Below are 3,971 nucleotides of genomic sequence, written 5' to 3'. Positions count from 1 at the left end.
CGGGCCGCTTCGTGGAGTTCGGTGGCGAGTTCCGCGAGCCGCTGTCGGACGGTCTCCCAAGTCCCGGGATCCACCCACAGTTCGGCGTCCACGGTCACGCCCTCGCTCCCCTCGGCACGCCGCCTGGCCCGTTCCCGGAGGGTGTGCGCCATGGTTTCGGCCAGCATCGGGGTCCCCTCGTGCTGGTCGGACAGCGGCGTGCCCTGGACGGTGCGGTAGCGGCGCTCCCTGCCGCCGCGGCGGGTGCGTTCCTCGGCCAGCACGACCAGCCCCACCGCGTCCAGGCGCCGCAGATGCTGGCTGGCCAGCGCGTGCGAGATGTCCAGCTCGCGGGCGAGCTCGGCGGCAGACATCGGCCCCGGCCACATGAGGCTGAGCATCCGCAGCCGCAACGGATGGGCGAGCGCGCGCAGCACGGGATCGGTATCGGTCACGCGAGCCAGTAAAGCGCACACCGGCACCCTGAACCGACTACCACCAAGCAAATGATTGGGGGTAGGTTGTGCCCGCTCCCGCAAGCGCGCCGCACCGCGCCGGCCCTGCGGCGGTCACACGGAAGGGTGAGGGCATGGGCTGGAACACGCTGAAGGTCTTCCGGGACCGCAACGCGGGTCTCTATCTGGGCGGAGTGATCGTCTCCGGCTTCGGCAGCTCGGCCATGTCGCTGGCCGCCGGAATCTGGGTCAAGACGCTCACCGGCTCCAACAGCCTTGCCGCCCTGGTCGGCTTCTGCGTCTGGGCGCCGACCTTCGCGGGACCCGTGATCGGCACCGTGGCGGACCGGGTGCGGCGCCGGCCGCTGCTGGTCGCCACCAATCTGGTCCTGGCGGCCGTCATGACAGCGCCGCTCCTCGTGCGTTCCGAGGACCACGTCTGGCTGCTGTTCGCCGCGCTGACCCTGGTCGGAGCGGGCATGGTGCTCACGGACGCGGCCGAGACCGCCCTCGTGGCGGCGGCTGTGCCGGCCGAGCTGCGCGGTGACTTCAACGGTCTGGTACTCACCGCCATCGAGAGCATGAAGCTGCTCGCCCCGCTGGCCGGCGCGAGCCTGTTCACCGCGTTCGGCGGCCCGGCCGTGGCACTGCTGGACGCGGTCACCTTCGTCCTGGCCGCGGTCGCGTTCAGGCTGATCCGGGTACGAGAAGCCGCGCCCGCGGCCCGCGCCGGACGGACGTGGACCGCCGAAACCACCGAAGGCGCCCGCTACTTGCGGCGGCATCCGGTACTGCGTCCGCTGGTCGTCGCCAGCGGAACGACCATGATGCTGGCCGGTGTCAGCAGCACGGCCACGTACGCGCTGCTCGACGCCGGACTCCACCGGTCCCCGGCCTTCGCGGGTGTGCTCACCTCGGTCCAGGGGCTCGGATCGGTGGTCAGCGGGCTGGCGGCCGGTGCGCTGACGCGCCGGATGTCCGTGCGCACGTTCTCGACGGCCGGACTCGCCCTCTTCGCCCTCGGCGCACTGGCGCGGGCGACTCCCTGGACGCCGGTCGTGATCGGCAGCAGTCTGCTGATCGGCCTGGGCATGCCCTGCCCGCTCATCGCGGCACGGAGTGACCGGCCGTCACCGATTACTCATGTCAGTGTCCTTCCGGGATGCGGAGGCCGGGCCTTCGCTGCGCCAGCCACACGGCGACCTCGTCGGCGATCGGCTGTCCGGTCTCCAGCTCGATGAAGCCGAACTGGCCTCCCTGGTTGCACTCCAGGAACCACCAGATGCCGTCGGCGTCCTCGGCGAAGTCGAAGGCCGCGTAGGCGAGTCCGGTGAAGGCGAGGTAGTCGTGGACCGAACGGGCGATGCGGTGGGGCACGGGTGTGGGTTCCCAGCCGTTCTCCGTCTCGCCGAACCGGCCGTCGACCTGACCGGGCTCGGCGGCCTTCCGGGCGGCGAACAGCCGGGTGCCGATGCCGGTGAGCCGGATGTCGGCGCGTTTGGGGATGTAGCGCTGCAGGAGGGCGGGTCCGGCCGCGACTCCGGAGAAGTCCGTGCCGGGTCCGACCAGCGTCGTGGGCAGGGCCGCCGGAGGCTGGCCCGGCGGCGGCCCCGAGGCCGATTTCACCACCACGTCCCCGTGTTCCTGGACGAACTGCTCGGCCACCCGGGGAGCGGTCGTGATGACCGTGGGCGGGACGGCGAACTTGCTGCTGTGAGCCACCCTTAGCTGCCAGGGCTTGTGCCGGGCCTGCTCGGCGCGGCGCGGGTGGTTCATCCAGCGGGTCGAGGCGGAGTAGAGCATGCCGAACAGGGCCTGCCTGGTCTCGGCGGTGAGCCATGCGGAGGGTTCGGCGGCATGGGCCGCCGGCTCTCCCGGTCTGCGCACCCACACGGAGCGCAGGCCTCCCATGCTGAGCACATGGCCGTTGACCGACAGATAGCCGTCGAAGTCACCGTGGGCGTAGTCGGCGGACAGCACCGCCTTGCCGGGCAGGTCGGCGGGATCGAGGCGCACCATGGGCACGCCCCGCTCATGCAGTCTGGCCACCACCATGTCGGCGGTGACGTCCTGTTCGGCCGTGAGTATGAGAACCGTCATGCGCGCGGCATCCGTCAGTCGTCGAAGTGCGTCTGAGAACCGGCCGTCGAGGTCGTGGTGCCGGTCGCCATCAGCAACGCGCGATCGCTGACGGCCGGTCTGCCGTCGGGCAGCACGTTCAGTTGCAGGGACACGTCGAAGTGGTACGGGGGTATTGCGGCCGACTGCCCTGAGGGCCGGGCGTAGTTGAGAGTGAACGGTCGCACGAAAGATCCTCCCGCGGTCGCGCGATGGCCAATACACACCCGTACGTGACACAGCCGTAAGGAATTCATCACTTTCTGCCACATCGGGGTGAAGGTCATCACATCGCGTCGTTTCTGGGCTTGCACATTTCGGATTTACTGGGGTGTCCGCTGGGCCGCGGGGTCTCCGAGTGTCACCTTGATTCCACGCAGACCTTAGGCCATAGCTTCATCCTCCGTGACATCAACGCCCCACCACCCCAGGAGAGTTCCCGGTGACAGCAGCCATCACCTCATCCGAAGACGCCGCCGAGCAGACCGGCGTTCCGGACCTCATCGAGCGCGACGCGCACGACTTCGGCGCCTACGCGCGCAACGGTGGCTGGGCCTTCGCGCTCAAGGTGGCGCGCAGCGTCCGTCCCGGCGGACAGCCGGCCGAGGACACGCGAAAGGTGTCCGCGAAGGAGTTCGCGGAGCTGGCCGGATGCTCGCCCGAGCGGGTCATGCGCTACTACAAGGCCTGGGACAGGGCCGCCGACGACGGCCTGGTACCCCACTTCGAGATCCTGATTCCCGGCGCGGACGTCGAACTGCCGGACGGGGAGGCCTGGTCGGCCTATTACGCCTCCCGCTCAAGCGCCGCCTCGGAGCGTGGCGCCGCCATCACCGAGGCCGCCGAGGCCGAGGGCATCCGTCCCACCAAGGCCCTGGAGGTGGCCGAGAACCCCACCGCGCTGCGGGCCGCGATCCTCGCCGACCCCTCGACGGCGAAGGCGGCGCGGGCCGCGCTCCTGGACCGGGTGAAGGAAGACCCCGCGCTCCAGACCGAGTTGGCCCGTGACATCGCCCGCACGGACGAGCTGAAGAAGGCGGTCGCCACCGAGAACAGGGCGGCCGACCGCATCGGATACGTGCGCCAGATCGCGGAGAAGGGCCAGATCAGGACGCCGGCCGGACAGACCCTGGACGCTCCGGCGGAGCTGCGCTCCGAGGCCGAGCGGCATCTGTCCCTCCTCGACGAGCTCGACGAGGGCGAGAACGCGGGCGAGTGGGCCACCGAGGCCTACGACACGATGAAGAACCTCGTCGTCGAGACCGTGGAGGCCGACCCCGAACTGCGCGTCCAGGAGCGCCGGACGAAGTTCTACAGCAGCCTGCAGAAGGCCACGAAGGTGTTCGAGGAGCTGACCTTCGACGACGCCGACGCCCAGCCCCAGCGCCCCACCGCCGAAACACCCCGCGACCTCGTCGG

5 protein-coding genes are annotated in these 3,971 nt (G+C 70.2%); 2 read left to right on the top strand and 3 right to left on the bottom strand.

Features of this window, described 5'->3' with window-relative positions; genetic code table 11:
• Positions 1-434: helix-turn-helix domain-containing protein (locus ACWEBX_RS37970; protein ID WP_451889286.1), on the bottom strand; the 434-nt coding region annotated here is incomplete at its 3' end.
• Between the two features lie 134 nt (positions 435-568).
• Between ACWEBX_RS37970 and ACWEBX_RS37965 the strand changes: the two genes are divergently transcribed.
• Positions 569-1,675: an MFS transporter gene (locus ACWEBX_RS37965; protein ID WP_451889285.1), complete on the top strand. Its 1,107-nt coding sequence runs from the start codon at positions 569-571 to the stop codon at positions 1,673-1,675.
• On the opposite strand, the gene tgmB is transcribed toward ACWEBX_RS37965, so the two are convergent.
• Positions 1,581-2,534, bottom strand: coding sequence for an ATP-grasp ribosomal peptide maturase (gene tgmB, locus ACWEBX_RS37960; RefSeq protein ID WP_361675142.1), 954 nt, complete (start codon positions 2,532-2,534; stop codon positions 1,581-1,583). The genes ACWEBX_RS37965 and tgmB overlap by 95 nt on opposite strands.
• A 14-nt stretch (positions 2,535-2,548) precedes the next feature.
• Positions 2,549-2,740 (bottom strand): putative ATP-grasp-modified RiPP, encoded by a 192-nt coding sequence (gene tgmA, locus ACWEBX_RS37955; protein WP_037617579.1) that lies wholly within the window; start codon positions 2,738-2,740, stop codon positions 2,549-2,551.
• 254 nt (positions 2,741-2,994) lie between these two features.
• Between tgmA and ACWEBX_RS37950 the strand changes: the two genes are divergently transcribed.
• A partial coding sequence (locus ACWEBX_RS37950; protein WP_451889284.1) for a hypothetical protein occupies positions 2,995-3,971 on the top strand: 977 nt, incomplete at its 3' end.

The organism is Streptomyces sp. NPDC005070 (assembly GCF_053600395.1).
The sequence above is the reverse complement of the archived record's forward strand: the minus strand, read 5'-3'. Positions and strand labels throughout refer to the sequence as shown.

Excerpts from the sequence above, each read along its gene's own strand:
- ACWEBX_RS37965 (WP_451889285.1), top strand. The coding sequence starts at position 569 with ATGGGCTGGAACACGCTGAAGGTCTTCCGGGACCGCAACGCGGGTCTC.
- tgmB (WP_361675142.1), bottom strand. The coding sequence starts at position 2,534 with ATGACGGTTCTCATACTCACGGCCGAACAGGACGTCACCGCCGACATG.